General features: G+C 67.3%; 24 protein-coding genes. 15 read left to right on the plus strand and 9 right to left on the minus strand.

Going from position 1 to position 18,077, the window contains the following annotated elements; genetic code table 11:
* Window positions 1–71: 71 nt before the first annotated feature.
* From ACLIVD_RS09810 to ACLIVD_RS09820, 3 genes are read right to left on the minus strand one after another with little or no spacing between them, the layout of a single operon-like run.
* Entirely contained in the window at window positions 72–1,235 is a 1,164-nt protein-coding gene (locus tag ACLIVD_RS09810) for an MFS transporter (protein WP_491932867.1), read from the minus strand.
* A 1-nt stretch (window position 1,236) separates the two neighbouring features.
* A complete protein-coding gene (locus tag ACLIVD_RS09815) occupies window positions 1,237–1,701 on the minus strand; it encodes a hypothetical protein (protein WP_317567979.1) in 465 nt (154 codons plus the stop codon).
* A gap of 14 nt (window positions 1,702–1,715) precedes the next feature.
* Window positions 1,716–2,645 (minus strand): AEC family transporter, encoded by a 930-nt coding sequence (locus tag ACLIVD_RS09820; protein ID WP_491932376.1) that lies wholly within the window; start codon window positions 2,643–2,645, stop codon window positions 1,716–1,718.
* Between the two features lie 141 nt (window positions 2,646–2,786).
* Between ACLIVD_RS09820 and ACLIVD_RS09825 the strand changes: the two genes are divergently transcribed.
* The 3 genes from ACLIVD_RS09825 (at window position 2,787) to ACLIVD_RS09835 (ending at window position 4,976) form a co-directional block, all read left to right on the plus strand.
* A complete protein-coding gene (locus ACLIVD_RS09825; protein ID WP_491932377.1) occupies window positions 2,787–3,839 on the plus strand; it encodes a serine hydrolase domain-containing protein in 1,053 nt (350 codons plus the stop codon).
* A 113-nt stretch (window positions 3,840–3,952) separates the two neighbouring features.
* On the plus strand, window positions 3,953–4,309 hold the full coding sequence (locus ACLIVD_RS09830; RefSeq protein ID WP_491932378.1) for a DUF6153 family protein: 357 nt from the start codon (window positions 3,953–3,955) through the stop codon (window positions 4,307–4,309).
* Between the two features lie 70 nt (window positions 4,310–4,379).
* Entirely contained in the window at window positions 4,380–4,976 is a 597-nt protein-coding gene (locus ACLIVD_RS09835) for a DUF305 domain-containing protein (protein ID WP_283331520.1), read from the plus strand.
* Between the two features lie 61 nt (window positions 4,977–5,037).
* Here the strand turns inward: ACLIVD_RS09835 and rpsR are convergent, their stop codons facing one another.
* From rpsR to rpmB, 4 genes are read right to left on the minus strand one after another with little or no spacing between them, the layout of a single operon-like run.
* Window positions 5,038–5,292 (minus strand): 30S ribosomal protein S18, encoded by a 255-nt coding sequence (rpsR, locus tag ACLIVD_RS09840; RefSeq protein ID WP_005238639.1) that lies wholly within the window; start codon window positions 5,290–5,292, stop codon window positions 5,038–5,040.
* A 9-nt stretch (window positions 5,293–5,301) separates the two neighbouring features.
* Window positions 5,302–5,607: a 30S ribosomal protein S14 gene (rpsN, locus tag ACLIVD_RS09845; RefSeq protein WP_005259913.1), complete on the minus strand. Its 306-nt coding sequence runs from the start codon at window positions 5,605–5,607 to the stop codon at window positions 5,302–5,304.
* 12 nt (window positions 5,608–5,619) lie between these two features.
* Complete coding sequence (gene rpmG, locus ACLIVD_RS09850; protein ID WP_491932868.1) at window positions 5,620–5,769, minus strand: 50S ribosomal protein L33; 150 nt, start codon at window positions 5,767–5,769, stop codon at window positions 5,620–5,622.
* Between the two features lie 15 nt (window positions 5,770–5,784).
* On the minus strand, window positions 5,785–6,021 hold the full coding sequence (rpmB, locus tag ACLIVD_RS09855; protein WP_491932379.1) for a 50S ribosomal protein L28: 237 nt from the start codon (window positions 6,019–6,021) through the stop codon (window positions 5,785–5,787).
* Between the two features lie 126 nt (window positions 6,022–6,147).
* Here rpmB and mrf point away from each other — a divergent pair, with 126 nt between their 5' ends.
* From mrf to ACLIVD_RS09915, 12 genes are all read left to right on the plus strand, one after another.
* Window positions 6,148–7,386, plus strand: coding sequence for a ribosome hibernation factor-recruiting GTPase MRF (mrf, locus tag ACLIVD_RS09860; protein WP_491932380.1), 1,239 nt, complete (start codon window positions 6,148–6,150; stop codon window positions 7,384–7,386).
* Window positions 7,383–7,637, plus strand: a complete 255-nt coding sequence (locus ACLIVD_RS09865) for a type B 50S ribosomal protein L31 (RefSeq protein WP_491932381.1) — start codon at window positions 7,383–7,385, stop codon at window positions 7,635–7,637. Before mrf ends, ACLIVD_RS09865 begins: the two co-directional genes overlap by 4 nt.
* A gap of 64 nt (window positions 7,638–7,701) precedes the next feature.
* Window positions 7,702–7,875, plus strand: coding sequence for a 50S ribosomal protein L32 (gene rpmF, locus ACLIVD_RS09870; RefSeq protein WP_005259908.1), 174 nt, complete (start codon window positions 7,702–7,704; stop codon window positions 7,873–7,875).
* Window positions 7,876–7,899: 24 nt separating this feature from the next.
* A complete protein-coding gene (locus tag ACLIVD_RS09875; protein WP_005238652.1) occupies window positions 7,900–8,508 on the plus strand; it encodes a trimeric intracellular cation channel family protein in 609 nt (202 codons plus the stop codon).
* Between the two features lie 68 nt (window positions 8,509–8,576).
* Window positions 8,577–9,263, plus strand: a complete 687-nt coding sequence (locus ACLIVD_RS09880; RefSeq protein WP_005238656.1) for a response regulator transcription factor — start codon at window positions 8,577–8,579, stop codon at window positions 9,261–9,263.
* Complete coding sequence (locus ACLIVD_RS09885) at window positions 9,263–10,738, plus strand: HAMP domain-containing sensor histidine kinase (RefSeq protein ID WP_491932382.1); 1,476 nt, start codon at window positions 9,263–9,265, stop codon at window positions 10,736–10,738. Before ACLIVD_RS09880 ends, ACLIVD_RS09885 begins: the two co-directional genes overlap by 1 nt.
* A gap of 124 nt (window positions 10,739–10,862) precedes the next feature.
* Window positions 10,863–12,347, plus strand: a complete 1,485-nt coding sequence (locus tag ACLIVD_RS09890) for a S1C family serine protease (protein WP_491932383.1) — start codon at window positions 10,863–10,865, stop codon at window positions 12,345–12,347.
* The gene (locus ACLIVD_RS09895; RefSeq protein ID WP_491932384.1) at window positions 12,347–12,907 is read left to right on the plus strand and encodes a MogA/MoaB family molybdenum cofactor biosynthesis protein; all 561 of its coding nucleotides are present in this window, start codon (window positions 12,347–12,349) and stop codon (window positions 12,905–12,907) included. The genes ACLIVD_RS09890 and ACLIVD_RS09895 overlap by 1 nt, the downstream gene beginning before the upstream one ends.
* A gap of 799 nt (window positions 12,908–13,706) precedes the next feature.
* Window positions 13,707–14,327, plus strand: coding sequence for an MspA family porin (locus ACLIVD_RS09900; RefSeq protein WP_005238665.1), 621 nt, complete (start codon window positions 13,707–13,709; stop codon window positions 14,325–14,327).
* Between the two features lie 65 nt (window positions 14,328–14,392).
* On the plus strand, window positions 14,393–15,088 hold the full coding sequence (locus ACLIVD_RS09905; RefSeq protein WP_491932385.1) for an MspA family porin: 696 nt from the start codon (window positions 14,393–14,395) through the stop codon (window positions 15,086–15,088).
* Between the two features lie 250 nt (window positions 15,089–15,338).
* The gene (locus ACLIVD_RS09910; protein WP_283354006.1) at window positions 15,339–15,959 is read left to right on the plus strand and encodes an MspA family porin; all 621 of its coding nucleotides are present in this window, start codon (window positions 15,339–15,341) and stop codon (window positions 15,957–15,959) included.
* 83 nt (window positions 15,960–16,042) lie between these two features.
* Window positions 16,043–16,738 (plus strand): MspA family porin, encoded by a 696-nt coding sequence (locus ACLIVD_RS09915; RefSeq protein WP_491932386.1) that lies wholly within the window; start codon window positions 16,043–16,045, stop codon window positions 16,736–16,738.
* A 68-nt stretch (window positions 16,739–16,806) separates the two neighbouring features.
* On the opposite strand, the gene mscL is transcribed toward ACLIVD_RS09915, so the two are convergent.
* Both mscL and ACLIVD_RS09925 read right to left on the minus strand, forming a co-directional pair.
* A complete protein-coding gene (mscL, locus tag ACLIVD_RS09920; protein ID WP_491932387.1) occupies window positions 16,807–17,274 on the minus strand; it encodes a large conductance mechanosensitive channel protein MscL in 468 nt (155 codons plus the stop codon).
* Window positions 17,275–17,358: 84 nt separating this feature from the next.
* On the minus strand, window positions 17,359–18,072 hold the full coding sequence (locus tag ACLIVD_RS09925; protein WP_491932388.1) for an SAF domain-containing protein: 714 nt from the start codon (window positions 18,070–18,072) through the stop codon (window positions 17,359–17,361).
* Window positions 18,073–18,077: the final 5 nt, after the last annotated feature.

Consider the following 18,077-nt stretch of genomic DNA (forward strand, 5'->3'; position numbering starts at 1 on the left):
GACGAAGTGGAGCGTCGTGTGGCGACGGACGCGACGTTTCGGAGCTGTGAGTACTTGTTAACCGCGGGCGGTTAACAAGTACTCACGGCTCGCCAGGTGGAGACTGCTGCGGTGCCGAGCAGTCCGCCGGTGATCACGAAGATCGACGATGTGCCCGCGACCCCCGCCGCGGCGCCTGCGGCCAGCGGAATCAGTACCTGCCCGAGCCGGTTGCCGGTCAGGCGCAGCGACAACGCGGCGGCCCTGTTGGCGGCGGTGACGAGCCCGGCCACCCAGGTCATCGTCAGTGGTTGACCGATGCCCCAGAAGAATCCGGCCACGACGAGGAGCAGCGCCATCCAGACCGGGTCGGGCACGAACGGCAGCAGGGCGGTGGGCAGCGCCGAGCACAGCGTGGCGGAGATCAGCAGCTTCTGTCGTGGCACACGGGTGAGCAGCCACGGCAGGAACGCGCGTGACACTATCGACGCCGCGGTCCGCGCGGTCAGCAACAACGACACCAGGAGAACGCTGAAACCGAACTCGTGCCCGAGGACGGGGAGGTACGCGACGACGACGTCGACCGACGCCAGCACGATCAGACTGCTGAACACGGCCGGCCGCATCCCGGTCGTCGAGATCATGCTGAACACGGACTGCCGGTCGCCGGGCGACGGCGGATCCGCTGCTTGCGGGCGTTCGCGTATCGGCCAGGCGAACGGGACCGCGGCCAGCGACACCACACCCATCACCGTCAACGCCAGAGTGGTTTCGACGACGCCGCCGTCCGAGCTTCCCGCCGCGATCAGCCCGACGAGCGGGACACCGACGGCCTGGCCGATCGAGACTCCGAGCGTCAATCCGGCGAAACCCCGGTCCAGCTCACCGGGCGGGGAGAGCAGCGTGATGAACCCCTGCGCGGCGACGGTCACGAGGATCTGTCCGAACCCCAGGATCACGTTGCCGAGGCCGAGGACGATCAGGTCGCCGCTCATGGCGATCACCAGGACACCCAGCGATGTCAGCACCACGCCGGTCCGCAGGACCGCGGCGGCGTGCCGACGGTCGACGGCGCGTCCGATCCGGACCGCGACGAGCAGCGGTGCCAGCGAGAACAGGGCGGTGACGACGCCGATCGTGACGGCGTCGCCGCCGAGCGCGAGGACGCGGTAGGAGACGAGAACGCGGACAGCGTGATAGACGGCCTGGAGGAGAGCAGTGGCAACGCAGACGTTGAGGAACCAGTGCTTCACCAGGTCATCCGTTGATCACCTGGCGATCGCCGAGCGGCGCCTGCAACGGGACTTCGAGGGTGCCGAACACGGCGACGAGAATGCACATCTTGTCGGCGGCCTCCGGGAGGGTGCCGGTGCGGAGCGAGATCGTGACGGTGGTGTCGGTCTCGGTGACGGTTGCGTCGGCGCCGTAGCACTCCGGGGTTCCGGTGACGAAGTGGATCGCCACCGTGTTGCCGTCCGCGCGGGACCACGACTCGAACGGCGTCGGATTCGCCCGGACGATGTCAGGGCGCGACTCGAAGACGGTGCCGAACTCGTCGCCGGGCACTTCGGAGGGAATCGGCATCCCCGACGACGGATTGGTCGGGCTGGGATCCACTGCGGACGCGATCTCCGGGGGAATAGTCGGTTCGTCGGTGCTCGAACCGGACCCGCATCCGGCGAGGGCGAGGCAGGCCAGCACTGCGAGGGCGATTACGCGCATATGCCACGGTAACCTCATCCCGCGAGCAGGCCGGAGACCAGCGCAATCCCCGGAATCGCGGCCAAAGTGGTGACGAAAGCCGTGTCTCGCGCCAGCACCGTTCCGACCCCGTACCGGCTGGCGTAGACGAAGACGTTCTGGGCCGTGGGCAGCGTCGCCACCACCACGATGGCGAAAAGTTCGTGGCCGTCGAGCCCGAGCAGATAGCGCGCCATCAGGTAGGCCAGCACCGGTTGCACCACGATCTTGAGCACCGACGCCAGCGCGACGTCGCGTCGCGGGCTCGTCCCCTTCTCCAGCACCCGCACCCCGTACAGCGAGATGCCGAACGCGAGCAGCGCACCCGGCACCGACGCGCCGCCCATGAGCCGGAACGGCTGCATCAGGGCTTCCGGGGGTGTCCAGCCGAGGAGCGCGATCAGCAGTCCCGCGGCACCCGCCACGACGATCGGGTTCTTGAACGGCGCGGTGATCGTGTCGAGTCGCGACGCGCCGCGTCGGAGCGTGGTGACGTCGAGGATGGTGAGGGCGATGGGGGAGTACGCGATGATCTGGAACAGCAGCAGCGGCGCCACGAACGACGCGTCCCCCAGCACGAACACGGCGATGGGTATGCCGAGATTCGCGGAGTTCACGTAGGACGCCGACAGTGCGCCGATCGTCAGTTCCGGAAGGGACCTGCGTAGCCACACTCTCGCAATGACCATGTACAGTGCGCCGACCGTCAATGCCGTGACAGCCGCGACGGCCAGTGTGGGCGAGAAGATCACGGAGAGGTCGGACGATGCGAGGGAATCGAACAGCAGCGCCGGTGTGGCGACGAAGAACACCAGCCTGCCCAGGACGGTTTCGCCCTCCGCGCCCAGCGTCCCGCGACGGCCGAGCAGGTAGCCGATCGCAATGATCACGAATATGACGGTGAATCCCGCAACCACTCCCGACACGCTGCGGGGCACCTCCTCGACAGGTAAGCCTCCTGTCGGCAAACCTTCCGAAGTCTAGTGCTCGGCGTTCGGGTGGGTGACAATAGCCTCCGGTCGGGGAGATCGTCTGTGCGCGCGTTCCGCCGCGCGCGAGGAGCCGCAATGCTGCGTCGAACGACCGTCCTCTGTGCGCTGTTCTGCGCGTGGACCCTCGCCTGGGGTGCCGCTCCCGTGGCGTCGGCGCTGGCTCCGCCGTCGAGTGGGGATCCGAACCTGATCGCGCTCGCCGGGCAGGTGCTCGGGCGCAGCTATCGCGAGAACGCGAGCGTCGCGTACATCGACGCGTCCGGTACCCGGTTCGCGAATTTCGGGGCCACCGAGGTCACCGACTTCGAGATCGGTTCCGTCACCAAGACGTTCACCGCGGAACTGTTCGTCGACGCCGTCGCCCGGGGTGAGGTGCGCGAGAACACGAAGGTCGGAGATGTGCTGCCGTTGCAGGGCGCACCGGTCGGCGACGTGACGCTGCTCGAGCTGGCGTCCCACACGTCCGGGCTGGCGCAGTTCCCGATGAGCACGGACACCGTGGTGGCCGTCGGGCACTGGGTGGTCGCGTCCAACCCGTTCACCTACGACCGGGACACCCTGTTGCAGCAACTGCAGTCGGCGCCGCTCACGACCCGCGGCACGTACTCGTACTCGACCGTCGGCTTCGCGCTGCTCGGCCAGGCGCTGGCCGCGGCCGCGCACACCGACTACCCGTCGCTGCTCCGCGAGCGCATGCTCGTCCCCCTCGGGCTGTCGCAGTCGTGGATGCCGCTCACCGCCGCCGACCTGCCTCCGAACGTCACCCGCGGATTCGACGTCTTGCACAGGTCGCAGGACCCGTGGCCGCTGGACGCCTACGCCCCGGCCGGCGGATTGCGGTCCACCGCGAACGACATGTCGAGGTACGTCCGGGCGCTCCTCGACGGGACGGTCCCCGGCGCCGCGGCCATGGACCGGCGGTGGATCGGCGACAACTACCGCGCGCTGACGTGGTCGATCGTCCCGTTCGAAGGTCGCGAGTACACGCTTCACGGTGGCGCGACCGGTGGTTTCCAGTGCACCGTCGTGCTCGACCGCGAGAAAGACCGCGGGCTCGTCATCCTTACCGACACCATCGGCGGACTCGAGCAGCAGGGTCTGGAGATCCTCGCCCACACCCCGATGTGAGTGTTTTCGCGTCCCGGGGCGCACATTGTCACTCACGTGCCTGGGTACCCCCGCTGGGTATGTCCGGTTACAGTGGTCGTGTGGAGACGGGAACCGGGCGGACGCGCACAGTCGTGGCGCGTGCCGCGCTGCTGATCGCCGTCGCTGCCGGGGTGCTCCTCATGCACAGCCTGATCGCGCCGACCGCGATCGCCGCGGCGCACGAGCAGTCCTCGGTCACCGAATCTCACGCCGAAGACCCCCACGGTTGCGGCGGGGACGGTTGCGAGGAACCCCATCTCACCGGACATCAGTGTGCCGGCGTGATCGTGGTGATCGCCGCACTGACGTCGGTGATGTTGCTGTGGTGGCACTCCGTGGATCCCGCCGCGCGACGGGCGCGGGTGAGCGCCGACCGTGTGCAGTCGGGGCGCGGACCACCACCGTGGACGGTGCTTTCTTTGGCGGAACTCTCGATTCTGCGGGTGTGACAGGGAGCCCGGGGCGTGTGCCCCGGCGGATCCGACTGTCATTTCCCGAATCGACCTCGAGGAGTTCCTCATGCGTACCAGCACCATCATTGCCCTGATCGCCGCCGCGGCAGGCGCGGCTCTCGTACTGGCCGGCTGCGGCACCGACTCGGCAGGCACCTCGTCGACGCCCGGCGCCTCGACATCCGCCGTCGAATCGCAGGCACAGTTCAACGACGCCGACGTCGCGTTCCTGGAAGGGATGTACCCGCATCACGCGCAGGCGGTGGAGATGGCCGACATGGTCTCCGGCCACACCGACAACGCCGACGTGGTCGCTCTCGCCGCAGCGATCAAGGCGGCGCAGCAACCGGAGATGGACCGGATGACCACCTGGCTCCAGCAGTGGGGACAACCGGTTCCGACGACCGACATACCCGGCATGCACGACATGGACCACGGCGACGGAATGATGTCGGCCGATCAGATGGACGCCCTGACGGCATTGTCGGGCACGGAGTTCGACCGGCAATGGCTGACCATGATGATCGAGCACCACGAGGGCGCGATCGACATGGCGAACACCGAACTGGCCGACGGTGAGAACCCGGAGGTCAGGCAGATGGCCACCGACATCGTGACCGCCCAGCAGAAGGAGATCGCCGACATGCAGGCCGCGCTCGGCTGACCGGAATGACGAAAGGCCGCGTAATCCGAGGATTACGCGGCCTTTTCGGTGCCTACGTGAGTTACCGGCTCGTGAAGGGCAGCAGAGCCATCTCGCGAGCGTTCTTGACGGCGACGGCAACCTGACGCTGCTGCTGCGGGGTCAGGCCCGTGACGCGGCGGCTACGGATCTTGCCGCGGTCCGAGATGAACGTGCGGAGGAGGTTGATGTCCTTGTAATCGACGTACTCGATCTTGGCCGCGAACAACGGGTTCTTCTTGGGCTTGCGGCCCTCGACGGGACGCGGCTTCTTCGACGGTGCTCTCTTGACTGCCATCTGCTTCCTTTACCAGCTCGACTTGTGGACGCCTGGCAGCTCCCCGCGGTGCGCCATCTCGCGAACACGCACGCGAGAGAGCCCGAACTTCCTCAGGTGGCCGCGCGGACGTCCATCCGCAGCGTCTCGATTGCGCAATCGTACCGGACTCGCGTCGCGGGGCAGACGCTGCAGTGCCGCCCGGGCCTCCGCGCGCTCGTCTTCGCTGCTCGACGGACGGCGGATGGTCTCCTTCAGCTCTGCGCGGCGCTCGGCCCAGCGTGCCACGACGATCTTGCGTTGCTCGTTCTTCGCGATCTTCGACTTCTTCGCCATGTGGGGTGTCTTCTACTTCTCTTCTCGGAAATCGACGTGCTTCCGCACGACCGGGTCGTACTTCTTCATCACGAGACGATCGGGGTCGTTGCGACGGTTCTTGCGGGTCACGTACGTGTACCCGGTGCCTGCCGTCGACTTCAGCTTCACGATCGGGCGAATCCTTGCGGGCGGCCATCAGATCGTTCCTCCGCGGGCGCGGATCCGGGCGACGACGGCCTCGATGCCGTCCCGGTCGATGGTCTTGATGCCCTTGGCGGAGAGCGTGAGGGTGACTCGCCTGCCCTCACTGGGCAGGGCATATGTCTTCTTCTGGATGTTCGGATCCCAGCGCCGGTTGGTGTGCTTGTGGGAGTGCGACACGGACTTGCCGAATCCTGGCTGGCGTCCGGTCACCTGGCAGTGCGCCGACATGGGCGTTCCTCTCTGTCCTCTCGTGAAACCGCCCCGAGAGGGTGATGACAATCATTTTCGACAACGACGAGTTTCCAATGTAGCGTTCCGTCCACGTAATGACAATCGTTATCGAAAGGGTGCTCCGTGAGTGAGATACTCGACGGCCGGACGCCGCTGATCCTGGTTTCCGGGTGGAACGGCCCCACCGAGGACGCGGCGCGGTCGCTGCTCCGCGAAGGCACCGTCGTCGTGCATCACGACCTCGACCTCGTCCACGAAGGCGTCGTGCGCCGGACCGTCACCACGCTGGAGTCGGGGGCGCCGCGCGAGCGCCTCGGCATCCTCGAACTGGCGCACGGCTGCATCTCCTGCACGCTGCGCGTGGACCTTCTCCCGCTGCTCCGCCGCCTGCACACCCGCAGTTCGGTGCAGCGCATCGTGCTGCACCTCGACCGCCGGCTCGAACCCGAGGCCGTGTGCTGGGCGGTCGAGCACGTGGCGGTGTCCGGCGTGATCGGGCAGATCGACGGTCCGGCCTCGCGGGACGTGCGCGTCGACGGCGTTATCACCTGCCTCGATGCCGGATCGTGGCTGGCCGACGCCACCGGCGACGACGCACTGGACGACGACCGCACCGTCGCGCAGGTCGCAGTCGGGCAGGTGGACTTCGCCGACGCCCTGGTGGTGTCGGGCAATGCAGGCGACGGCTGGCAGCAGGCCCGGCTCCACGCCGTCCTGGCCCGGCTCGCACCGGACGCCCCGATCGTCTGGGACGGGGACGCGCCCGACGTCGAGCGCCTGCTCCTCGACGTCCCGGCCGGCGCGCGGCGCGGTGAGCTGTCCCACGCCCACTCACCACTGCTGCGCGGGCAGCCGCCGCTGTCCCACGACTGCGGCGTCATGCTCGTCGAGTTCACCGCCACCCGGCCGTTCCACCCGGAACGGCTGCACGAGGCCGTCGACGTGCTCCTCGACGGAGTCGTCACGTCTCGCGGCCGCGTGTGGGTCGCGACGCAGCCGGACGAGGCGCTGTGGCTCGAGTCGGCCGGTGGGGGACTGCGGGTGGCCAGTGCCGACCGCTGGCTGACCGCGATGACCCCGGACGAACAGGAACAGGTCCCGACTGCACGCCGCGCGATGGCCGCGCTGTGCTGGGACGAGCGCTTCGGCGACCGGCACACGTCGATGGTGGTGCTGGTGCATGCGGCCGACCCCACCGAGATCGACCGCACGTTGCAGTGGGCGCTCGTCACCGACGACGAACTCGCGGACGAGGCGGCCTGGCAGTTGTGGCCCGACCCGTTCGGGCAGTTCCACGAAGACCCCTGCGAGAGCAGCGAATCACCCTATGCAGAACCCGAATCGAGAGAGGGACACGAATGAAGGCGAACATCCATCCCGATTACCACCCCGTGGTCTTCCAGGACGCGAGCACCGGAACCACGTTTCTCACGCGGTCGACGGTGGCCAGCGACCGCACCGCCCTGTGGTCGGACGGCAACACCTATCCGCTGGTGGTCGTGGACGTGACCAGCGAGTCCCACCCGTTCTGGACCGGCGCGCAGCGCGTGATGGACACCGCGGGCCGCGTCGAGAAGTTCGAAACCCGCTACGGAGTGCGCAAGCGCCCGTGAGTACTTATTAACCACCTGCGGTTAATAAGTACTGACGGGTCGACGACGAAGGAGGAGACAGAACATGGCAGTGCCGAAACGCAGAATGTCGCGATCCAATACGCGTAGCCGGAGATCGCAGTGGAAGGCCCAGGCGCCCGACCTCGTCGAGGTGACGGTGGGCGGTGCGACGCATCGCGTGCCGCGCCGGCTGGTGAAGGCCGTGAAGCTGGGATTGGTGGACCCGGCCGGGAAGTGACGCTCCTCGTGCGAACCTTGGCGGGTGCTGCTGTACATCCTGGAACTGGTGGGCATCGCGGTGTTCGCGGCCTCGGGCGCCCTGGTGGGGGTGACGAAGCGCCTCGACATCTTCGGTGTGTGCGTGGTCGGTGTCTTCACCGCTCTCGGTGGCGGCATCGTCCGCGACGTCCTGCTGGGCATCCATCCGCCGACGTCGCTGGGTAGCTGGCCGAACCTCGGCACGTCGTTCGGCATGTCGTTGCTGGTGTTCTTCCTGCATTCGACTGTCGGGCGACTCCGCCGGGAGATCCTGGTGCTCGACGCTCTGGGCATGGGCCTGTTCGCGAGCACGGGCGCGGTGATCGCGCTCGACCACGGGGCGAGTCCGCTCGCGTCGTGTCTCATCGGCGGGACGGCGGCGATCGGCGGCGGGATCTTGCGCGACGTGCTGGTGAACGAGGTCCCGTTGCTGCTGCAGCGGGACTTCTACGCGGTGCCGGCGCTGCTCGGGTCGGCGTTGGTGGTCGTGGTGAGCGAGTGGGGTTCGGGCACCGACGTCGCGCTGGTGGTAGGCACGGTGTTCGCGTCGGCGCTGCGGGTGCTGGCGCTGTGGCGGAACTGGGGTCTGCCGGGTCCGCGGGTCCTCGAGTGACCGCCGCCAGGGCACTTCGATGATCCCTTCTCAGACATATCTCAGTTGATCGGGCCAAACTGTCGGGTATGCGCATTTTGGTGGTCGACGACGATCGCGCCGTGAGGGAGTCCTTACGGCGGTCTCTCAGCTTCAACGGATACTCGGTGGAACTGGCCGTCGACGGTATCGATGCTCTCGAGAAGGTGGCGAACGCGCGCCCCGACGCGCTCGTGCTCGATGTGATGATGCCGCGCCTGGACGGTCTCGAGGTGTGCCGTCGGCTGCGGAGTACCGGCGACGACCTGCCGATTCTCGTCCTGACGGCGCGCGACTCCGTGTCGGAGCGGGTGTCGGGCCTGGATGCCGGAGCCGACGACTACCTGCCCAAACCCTTCGCTCTCGAGGAGTTGCTGGCCCGGCTGCGCGCACTGCTGCGCCGCGCCGCGCCGGAGCCGGGCATCGACTCGGAGAAGATGACGTTCGAGGACCTCACGCTCGACCCCGTCACCCGCGAGGTGACGCGCGGCGAGCGGTCCATCAGCCTCACCCGCACCGAGTTCTCGCTGCTCGAGATGCTGATGGCCAACCCGCGCCGGGTGCTGACCCGCGGCCGCATCCTCGAGGAGGTGTGGGGTTACGACTTCCCGACGTCCGGCAACGCGCTGGAGGTCTACGTCGGGTATCTGCGTCGCAAGACGGAGGCGGACGGTGAGACCCGCCTGTTGCACACCGTCCGCGGAGTCGGCTACGTGCTGCGGGAGACTCCTCCGTGATGGCAGTTCCGTTCCACAAGACCGCCGACAAGTCGGGGGCGAAGCACGACTCGCACCACATTTCCCGGCACCCCACAGGCCCGATCCCGTTACCGCCCGAGATGCGGCCTCCGATGCCGTTGACGCGGTCGGTGTCGTTGCGGTGGCGGGTGACGCTGCTCGCCGCGTCCGTGGTGGCCATCGCGGTGGCCGTGATGGCGATCGCGGCGTACGCCGTGGTGTCGCGGGCTCTGTACGCGGATGTCGACAACCAGTTGCGCACCCGCGCGTCGGCGCTGATCGACAGCAATCTTGTGACGTTCGATCCGCGCTACATCGCGGGCGCGACGCTGTACACGACGGACATCAGTGTGGCGCTGATCTTCCCGGACCTCGACACGTACACACCGCCGGGGTCGAGTGTCCCCATCGGGGAACCCGAACTGGCCGTGGCCCGCGGCGAGCGCGACACGTCGCTGCGGACGGCGGACAATCAGCGGGTGCTGGCCGAGCGCACCCAGGACGGCAGCACGCTGGTGATCGCGCAGCGCCTGGCGCCGACGGGGGCCGTGCTCGACCGGCTCGCCTGGGTGCTGTTCATCGTCGGCGGGTGTGGAGTGGTCCTCGCGGCTGCCGCCGGAACGACGGTGGGGCGCACCGGTCTGCGTCCGATCGCCCGGCTCACCGCTGCCACGGAACGGGTGGCCCGGACCGACGACCTGACCCCCATGCCGGTGACGGGCAACGACGAACTCGCCCGGCTCACCGAGAGTTTCAACACGATGCTGAGGGCGCTCGCCGAATCGCGGGAGCGGCAGAGCAGGCTCGTCGCCGACGCCGGACACGAACTGCGGACGCCGCTCACGTCGCTGCGCACCAACATGGAGTTGCTGATCGCGTCGAGTCGTCCTGGCGCACCGCATATTCCGGAAGAGGACATGGCCGAACTGCGCACCGACGTGGTGGCGCAGATCGAGGAACTCTCGCAGCTGGTGGGCGACCTCGTGGATCTCGCCCGCGAGGACGCACCGGAAACCGTCTTCGAGAGAGTCGATCTCAGCGAAGTGGTGGATCGCAGTCTCGAGCGGGCACGCCGCCGGCGCAACGAGATCGACTTCACCGCCGTCACCGTTCCCTGGTTCGTCTACGGCGACCACGCGGGACTGTCGCGGGCGGTGCTCAACGTGCTCGACAACGCGGCCAAGTGGAGTCCCACCGGTGAGCAGGTGCGCGTGGCGATGAAGGCGGCAGGCGACGGACTTCTCGAGCTGACGGTCGACGACGCGGGCCCGGGCATTCCGGAGGAGGATCGGGAGCTGGTGTTCGACCGCTTCTACCGGTCGACGGCGTCGCGCTCGATGCCCGGCTCCGGGCTGGGTCTGGCGATCGTCAGGCAGGTGGTGGTCAAGCACGGCGGCACGATCGCCGTCGACGTCTCCGAACGGGGCGGTGCGCTCATCCGGATCGTCCTTCCCGGCGAACCCGAAGCGGAATAGTCTCAGGGTCTCGGCTAACTCCAAGGCCGGTCTCAGGACCTTCTCAGTCCCACCGGGCACTCTCGTACACAGAGACGGTGCGACCGCCCCTTTGCGGGCGGTCGCAGGAGATGGAAGTGATGCGATGACCGAAGATCGAAACAGTCACGACGGCAACAGCCGCGACAATGCCGGTGGCGACCCGGGCGCGCGCCCCGATCAGCCTGCCCACCCGCAGACGACGCCGGGTCACCACCCGACCGAGCAGTTTCCGGCCACTCCGCAGCACCCCGCGGGCGGTCCGATGGGTCAGCAGGCCTACGGCGCCGGGTACCCCCAGGGCAATCCGTACGGTGCCCCGCACCAGCCCACACAGCAGTTCGGGCAGCCTCAGCACGGCGCTCCGGGACACCCGGGTGCCCAGCACGCGGCCGGGCAGCACGGGGCGCCTCAGGGCCCGTTCCCCGGCCTTCAGGGCCCCGGACAGGCAGGGGAGGGATCGACGGCGACCGCGACCAAGCGTCCCGCCCGCACCGCCATCGTGGTGGGCGCTGTGGCGCTCGCTCTCGTGAGCGGCGGCATCGGTGGCGTCGTGGGCTCCCTGGCAACCGAACGGAACGGCAGCGGCGCCACGGTGACCAACTCCCTCGACGCCCCCAAGAACAACACCGCGACCCCGGCCGCGAACGCACCGGCGGGTTCGGTGCAGGCGGTCGCGAACAAGGTGGTCCCGAGCGTCGTCCAGATCGAGGTCGCGACGGCCGGCGGTTCCGGTGGAGAAGGATCCGGCATCGTCATCTCGTCCGACGGCATGATCCTCACCAACAATCACGTGGCAGGCGCGGCCGCCAAGGGCGGCAAGCTGACGGTCGCCTTCTCGGACGGCAGCACGGCGGACGCCAAGCTGGTCGGCGCCGACCCGGTGTCCGATCTCGCGGTCATCAAGGTGGACGGCAAGACCGACCTCACTCCGATCGAGCTGGGAACGTCCGGCAACGTGCAGGTCGGGCAGCAGGTCGTCGCGATAGGGTCGCCCCTCGGCCTGGCCGGCACCGTCACCGAGGGCATCATCTCGGCGCTCAATCGCCCGGTGTCCACCAGCGGTGAGTCCGGCAACCAGAACACTGTCATCGACGCCCTCCAGACGGACGCGGCGATCAACCCGGGCAACTCCGGCGGCGCCCTCGTCAACATGGACGGCCAGCTGATCGGCATCAACACCGCCATCGCGAGCATCGGCGGTTCCGGTGCGGGTGAGCAGAGCGGATCCATCGGACTCGGCTTCGCGATTCCGGTCGACCAGGCCCGGCGCATCGCGGACGAGCTGGTCAAGACAGGCAAGGCCACCCAGGCCGTCATCGGGATCCAGGTCCCGTCACAGGACGCCGCCAACGGTGCCACCGTCGTCGAGGTCACGGCGGGCAGCCCGGCGGAGAAGGCGGGAATTCCGAAGGGGTCGGTCATCACCAAGGTCGACGACCGTGCCATCACCAGTGGCGACGCACTCATCGCCGCCATCCGTTCACACGCACCGGGAGACAATGTGTCCATCACCTACACCGACGGGAACGGATCCAATACCAAGACCGTCGACGTCACGCTCGGAACCGCCGAACAGGGTGGCCGCTGATGAACACGGGGATTCTCGGGCAGGTCGAGTCCGTTCTGAACGGGGCCACTACGGTAGGGACCATGGACATCGAAGCCTCGCTGGCCGGCCGCGCGCTGGTGGTAATCGTCGACGACCGCACCGCTCACGGTGAAGGCAAGGACTCCATCGGGCCTCTGGTGACAGAACTGCTGAACGAGGCCGGCTTCATCGTCGACGCCATCGTGGCGGTGGCGGCCGACGAGGTGGAGATCCGTAACGCGCTCAACACCGCCGTCATCGGCGGCGTCGACCTCGTCGTCTCCGTCGGCGGCACCGGCGTGTCGCCGCGCGACGTCGCACCCGACGTCACCGCCGAGGTCCTCGACCGTGAGATTCCGGGAATCTCGGAGGCCCTCCGGTCTTCGGGTCTCGCCGCCGGTTCGCTCGACGCGGGCCTCTCCCGCGGGCTCGCCGGCGTGTCCGGCAGCACACTCGTGGTAAACCTCGCGTCCTCCCGCGCTGCGGTCCGGGACGGCATGGCCACGCTGACGCCGCTCGCGGCGCACGTGATTTCCGAATTGTCCGGTCTGGAAGGCTGAGACGATTTCTCGTTCCGACGAGCCGGACTCGCCCAGCGAGACCGACGAGCAGGCAGTTCCGAGCCGGGCCCCGATCGACAGGGCCCGGCTCGAACGCATCTTCGGGGACGTCTTCCCCGACACCACCGCGGACGAACGCGAACCCGGGGAAGGGCCCGCCACCGCTGCCGGCGACGAATGGCTGCGCCGCCAGCGCCCCCCGCATCACGGGTAGTTATCTTCGAAACCCTCACCTTAAGCAAATCGTGATCTGCTGTCGTGGTCTGCGATCGTCGTGAGTATTTGTGCTTCCGCCCCGGGCCGTATTTCCCCGCCGGCGTTCCGCCTTCAGCGTTCTTTCAGGCGTCACATTTCGGTCAGAACAGACATCCTTCGAGCTTGTGAACCGAATGTAAACGTTACCGAACTTAACGTGAACAGCCAGTGAACCTGCTGGTCAGTGCGGTGGCGAGTGGTCGGAATTCTCGCGCAAATCCCACACATTGGACACGTTTTCGGGTGTGGCATACATCACGATTCTGTTTCCGATGGAATTAATTGCTTAGGCAACCACCTGCCGGTTACTGTCCTCGGCGAGTCAGTACTGGAGATGGAGGGCAGGGTCGATGTGCCGTTGCCCAGTCGGAACTCTGACGCTTCGTCAGTGATTTCGTCTTCAGCGCGGTTATCGAGCTGTGATCATCCGTAGTTCACTCTGCGGACATCACAGCTCTGGATACTGCGCTGGGCCCGACATGGACCACTCCTCAGTCTCGAAGGTCGTGACTGGGAACCAGCAGAATCCTGATGAGGGGAACGAATGAGCGAGAACCGAAAGACCGGCCTGCGCCGTGGAGCCCGCATTGCCGGCCTTGGTGCCGCTGCGGCTGTAGTCCTCGGCCTGATGTCCACGGGTGCGGCCAACGCCGACACCTTCGTGCCGCTGCCGGGTGGCGAAAAGGTCGTCAACGCGGGAAGCGTCACGGCCAAGATCGCCCGCAACGCGGAGAGCGCTCTGGTTTCGCCGTCGCTGGCCGCCAATGGCGCGGGCCGCACGGCGTGGGTGTCGGGCGATGCCTTCGCCGAGCTCGGCGGCGAGATCCCGGAGGAAGGCGCGACGCTGACCACCGGTTACATCGTGGGTTGCCAGCTCGACATCACCGGCCTCGAGGCCGGTATCAGCGGCAGCATGTCGCTCGACGGACCGAGCGCGAGCGGTGCGCTGAGCCTGCCGATCGCACCGGGTGAGGTCAAGTTCGCGAAGATCCGGACCAAGGAAGACCTGAAGCCGGGCGTCTCGGCGATCCAGTACCGCGATCAGCAGATCGAGGTTCAGGGTTGCGGTGGCTACGCGCAGGCTCGTGCGTACACCGTCCTCGAAATTCCGGGGAACCACTACGTCAAGTCGACCCTCTACGGGCAGCCGTTCAGCATCGGCTGATTGCTCGTAAGCAGATCCCACTTCACGACTTCTCGCGTAAGCGACATTCACCCTAGAGGGGAACAATGAACAGCAAGACCCTGCGCCACGGCGCCAAGGCTGCCGGCGTGGTCGCCGCGGCCACCGTCGCGATCGGCCTTCTCTCCACCGGTGCGGCCAACGCCGATACCTTCGTTCCGTTGCAGGACGGTGACATCACCCAGACGCTGCTCGACGGCACCGTGGTGACCGTCCGTCAGACCGGCAACTCGGCGAACATCAGCCCGTCGATGGGTTCGACCCCGCTGCACCGCAACGTGTGGGCGTCGGGCACGATCGATGTCTCCATCGACGGTGGCACGGCCAAGGGCGGCACCATCGACGCCGGCTACATCGTTGCCTGCCAGCTCGACTTCGGCGGCGAGGCCAGTGGTGGTTCCGCCGGTGGTGCGTCGTGGGACGACATCCAGGCCGGTACCGTCGGTAACCCGATCAGCACGGGCGACACGTCGGTTGGCGGCGGACTCTCCATCGCTCCAGGCGAGGCGAAGAACGTGCCGATCCTCGACGTCGAGTACACCGACGACTATGGCGCCGAGGCTCACAAGAGCAGCTTCAAGTTCACCGGCAAGAGCGGTGGCTTCACGTACTCGGACGAGACGTTCGGTGTCTCCGGTTGCGCCGGCTACGCGCAGGCTCGCTCCTACGCGAAGGTCACCGTTTCGACCGACTCGGTCGACGGCACCGTCACCCTGTGGGGACAGCCCTTCAGCCTCGGCTGACGCATGTCGCCGAAAAAAAATTGAACAATGTAATACCTCGAGGTTGGGGGCGTACGGCACTTCCGTACGCCCCCAACCTCGCTCTATGCGCTGTTATGCATGTCACAGTTAGGACACGGAGGCTGGGGCGGAGGCAAATTCGGACACGTAGCTATAACATTTGGACGTTGTTTCAGCTAACTTTATCCCGTCAAGAGGTAAAGACTGCCTAACCGAACGCCGGGTAGGTGGTACCTGATGAGGGGAAAGAATGAGCGAGATCCGTAAGTCAGGCCTGCGCCGTGGGGCCCGCGTTGCCGGCCTTGGTGCCGCTGCGGCTGTAGTCCTCGGCCTGATGTCCACGGGTGCGGCCAACGCCGACACCTTCGTGCCGCTGCCGGGTGGCGAAAAGGTCGTCAACGCGGGAAGCGTCACGGCCAAGATCGCCCGCAACGCGGAGAGCGCACTGGTTTCGCCGTCGCTGGCCGCCAACGGCGCGGGCCGCGTTGCGTGGGTGTCGGGCGATGCCTTCGCCGAGCTCGGCGGCGAGATCCCGGAGGAAGGCGCGACGCTGACCACCGGTTACATCGTGGGTTGCCAGCTCGACATCACCGGCCTCGAGGCCGGTATCAGCGGCAGCATGTCGCTCGACGGACCGAGCGCGAGCGGTGCGCTGAGCCTGCCGATCGCTCCGGGTGAGGTCAAGTTCGCCAAGATCAAGTCGAAGACGGATCTGAAGCCGGGTGTCTCGGCGATCCAGTACCGCGATCAGCAGATCGAGGTCCAGGGCTGCGGTGGCTACGCGCAGGCTCGCGCGTACACCGTCCTCGAAATTCCGGGGAACCACTACGTCAAGTCGACCCTCTACGGGCAGCCGTTCAGCATCGGCTGATCGCCGCGACCGAACAACCAACTTTTTCGAGTCCTGTGGGCAGCCACGGGCATGCCCACTGTAAGAAACCCTAGAGGGGAACAATGAACAGCAAGACCCTGCGCCACGGCGCCAAGGCTGCCGGCGTGGTCGCCGCGGCCACCGTCGCGATCGGCCTTCTCTCCACCGGTGCGGCCAACGCCGACACCTTCGTTCCGTTGCAGGACGGTGACATCACCCAGACGCTGCTCGACGGCACCGTGGTGACCGTCCGTCAGACCGGCAACTCGGCGAACATCAGCCCGTCGATGGGTTCGACCCCGCTGCACCGCAACGTGTGGGCGTCGGGCACGATCGATGTCTCCATCGACGGTGGCACGGCCAAGGGCGGCACCATCGACGCCGGCTACATCGTTGCCTGCCAGCTCGACTTCGGCGGCAGCGCGAGCGGTGGTGCCTCGGCCAGCGCAGGCTGGGACGACATCCAGGCCGGTACCGTCGAGAACGCAGTCAGCCAGACCGGCACCAAGGTCGGCGGTGGAATCTCCATCGCTCCGGGCCAGGCCACTAACGTGCCGATCCTCGACATCGAGTACACCGACGAGTACGGCGCTGAGGCTCACAAGAGCAGCTTCAAGTTCACCGGCAAGAGCGGCGGCATCACGTACTCGGACGAGACGTTCGGTGTTTCCGGTTGCGCCGGCTACGCGCAGGCTCGCTCCTACGCGAAGGTCACCGTTTCGACAGACTCGGTCGACGGCACCGTCACCCTGTGGGGACAGCCCTTCAGCCTCGGCTGATAATTCGTTCCACCCATGGCTCCGGGCCCGTGCACGCAGCTGCTGCACGGGCCCGGAGTCGTCGGAAGCTATTCGCGGGTCTGCTCGAGGTTCGCGGCCTTGTCCGCGGTCATCGCGTGCGCTCCGTCGGGACTCGCTGTCGCGCCGTTGGTTTCGAGGCTCGATTCGAGGATGTCGCGGATCTGGATCAGCAGGTCGGCCTCGCTGGCCTTCTTGTCTGCGGGCTCGGTGATGAACCGCTTCTTCGCGGCGTTGGCCGGGACGATCAGAATGAAGTACACGACCGCGGCGACGATCACGAAGTTGATCACGGCCGTGATGACGGCGCCGATGTTGATGAAGGTGGCCGGGTTGTCGGAGAGAATCTGGTAACCCCAGCCCAGATCGTTGGCGCCGCCCGCAACGGCGATCAACGGATTGATCACGTTGTTGGTGAACGCTGTGACGATGGCGGTGAACGCGGCTCCGACTACGACCGCGACGGCGAGGTCGAGGACATTCCCCCGGAGCAGGAAGTCCTTGAATCCCTTGAGCATGTCGACGTCTCCTCGAGTGGGTGGCAAGTGTCATCCAGCACTAGTCGGAGAAAAGCCTAGATCAGCGCGGCTCCCCGTGACGGATCACTGAAAGGTCACGGTGATCGCGCTCGTGAGGGATGCCGCGGCCACCGTCGTGGCCTCGGATGCAGGCAGGGCCAGCATCACTACGCGTTCGCGCTGGTCACGTCCGTCCTCGGACGGTGTCACCAACACCACGACGGCGCGGGACGCCAGCACGGTGGCGCCGGAGCGCCGGTCCGGATTCGCTGGTGTGTCGGGATCGACCGTGAGCACGTCGACGCGATCGCCCTCACGCAGAAGTTCCGTGACAGCGGGGTCGGCGAGCCGGACGGGGACGATCCGAACGTCGTCCATGCCGGCTGCGGCTGCGGCGAGACGGGGTCCCAGTACCCGGACGTCGGTGAGGGCTTCTCCGGCGCGGGTCGGTCCGGCGAGGGTGCGCCCGTCGACGTCCGCCAGTGCGGTGACGGCACCGTCGGGCAGGGCCCCGGCCTCGAATTCCACCAGTTCCACGTCGGCGTCCGTGAGAACGATGCCCGGTTGTAGATCCCGGGCGGCCACCACGACCGCGGAGCGGGCGGAATCGGGGTCCCCACGGGCGAGGAGGGCCAATGCGAGGCAGACCAGCGCGGCGGCCAGGACGCGTCTGGCGACGAGGGTGCGGGCCCAACCGGGGTGGGCGAGATCCGACAGCCGGTCGGCCCACGACGGGCTCAGGCTTCGGTGTGCTCGGTTCGACCGGCGGCGACCGGTCGGGACAGGGTCGAACGACATGGTTC

It is taken from the genome of Rhodococcus sp. G6(2025), assembly GCF_058628105.1.

Excerpts from the sequence above, each read along its gene's own strand:
- ACLIVD_RS09865 (WP_491932381.1), top strand. The coding sequence starts at position 7,383 with ATGAAGGCGAACATCCATCCCGATTACCACCCCGTGGTCTTCCAGGAC.
- ACLIVD_RS09890 (WP_491932383.1), top strand. The coding sequence starts at position 10,863 with ATGACCGAAGATCGAAACAGTCACGACGGCAACAGCCGCGACAATGCC.
- ACLIVD_RS09815 (WP_317567979.1), bottom strand. The coding sequence starts at position 1,701 with ATGCGCGTAATCGCCCTCGCAGTGCTGGCCTGCCTCGCCCTCGCCGGA.
- rpmB (WP_491932379.1), bottom strand. The coding sequence starts at position 6,021 with ATGTCGGCGCACTGCCAGGTGACCGGACGCCAGCCAGGATTCGGCAAG.
- rpsR (WP_005238639.1), bottom strand. The coding sequence starts at position 5,292 with ATGGCAGTCAAGAGAGCACCGTCGAAGAAGCCGCGTCCCGTCGAGGGC.
- ACLIVD_RS09895 (WP_491932384.1), top strand. The coding sequence starts at position 12,347 with ATGAACACGGGGATTCTCGGGCAGGTCGAGTCCGTTCTGAACGGGGCC.
- ACLIVD_RS09915 (WP_491932386.1), top strand. The coding sequence starts at position 16,043 with ATGAACAGCAAGACCCTGCGCCACGGCGCCAAGGCTGCCGGCGTGGTC.
- ACLIVD_RS09825 (WP_491932377.1), top strand. The coding sequence starts at position 2,787 with ATGCTGCGTCGAACGACCGTCCTCTGTGCGCTGTTCTGCGCGTGGACC.
- ACLIVD_RS09835 (WP_283331520.1), top strand. The coding sequence starts at position 4,380 with ATGCGTACCAGCACCATCATTGCCCTGATCGCCGCCGCGGCAGGCGCG.
- ACLIVD_RS09910 (WP_283354006.1), top strand. The coding sequence starts at position 15,339 with ATGAGCGAGATCCGTAAGTCAGGCCTGCGCCGTGGGGCCCGCGTTGCC.
- mscL (WP_491932387.1), bottom strand. The coding sequence starts at position 17,274 with ATGCTCAAGGGATTCAAGGACTTCCTGCTCCGGGGGAATGTCCTCGAC.
- ACLIVD_RS09925 (WP_491932388.1), bottom strand. The coding sequence starts at position 18,072 with ATGTCGTTCGACCCTGTCCCGACCGGTCGCCGCCGGTCGAACCGAGCA.
- ACLIVD_RS09900 (WP_005238665.1), top strand. The coding sequence starts at position 13,707 with ATGAGCGAGAACCGAAAGACCGGCCTGCGCCGTGGAGCCCGCATTGCC.
- rpmF (WP_005259908.1), top strand. The coding sequence starts at position 7,702 with ATGGCAGTGCCGAAACGCAGAATGTCGCGATCCAATACGCGTAGCCGG.
- ACLIVD_RS09880 (WP_005238656.1), top strand. The coding sequence starts at position 8,577 with ATGCGCATTTTGGTGGTCGACGACGATCGCGCCGTGAGGGAGTCCTTA.
- ACLIVD_RS09885 (WP_491932382.1), top strand. The coding sequence starts at position 9,263 with ATGGCAGTTCCGTTCCACAAGACCGCCGACAAGTCGGGGGCGAAGCAC.
- rpsN (WP_005259913.1), bottom strand. The coding sequence starts at position 5,607 with ATGGCGAAGAAGTCGAAGATCGCGAAGAACGAGCAACGCAAGATCGTC.
- ACLIVD_RS09905 (WP_491932385.1), top strand. The coding sequence starts at position 14,393 with ATGAACAGCAAGACCCTGCGCCACGGCGCCAAGGCTGCCGGCGTGGTC.